Source organism: Syntrophales bacterium (assembly GCA_023229765.1).
In the GTDB taxonomy this organism is placed as follows: domain Bacteria; phylum Desulfobacterota; class Syntrophia; order Syntrophales; family UBA5619; genus DYTH01.
The window spans coordinates 22,270-22,647 of sequence record JALNYO010000049.1; the positions used below are offsets into that span (position 1 = coordinate 22,270).

The window sequence follows — 378 nt, forward strand, 5'->3', positions numbered from 1 at the left end:
TGAAGATATTCTGAAAGGGAAGTGGCTGGAGATCCGGGGGAGGGTTAAAGAGAAGTGGGGCAAACTCACTGATGACGATCTTAGCGAGATCGAAGGAAAAGGCGAGAAACTTTTGGGGCTTTTACAGAAGAGATTATGGATATATCAGGGAGAAAGCCGAGCCGGAATATCAAGATACTGTCGAATTGGCAGTCATTGTCGGCAGGATCCGTGAGATAATGAAAAAAAAGAACGATATTAGGGTGTTTGCATTTATTGCCCGCTACGGGCGGCCTTTGTTGGCCAAGAACCAAGAAAGTCAGATAGCAGAAAAGGGGGTAAGATATGGGGACTATACTGATCGTTATTCTTATTCTCGTCTTAGTCGGCGCACTACCC

At 45.8% G+C, this 378-nt stretch carries 1 pseudogene; it reads left to right on the forward strand.

The window, feature by feature from the left end:
- Positions 1-176 (forward strand): annotated as a pseudogene (locus tag M0P74_16585) (CsbD family protein).
- The last annotated feature ends 202 nt before the right edge of the window (positions 177-378 follow it).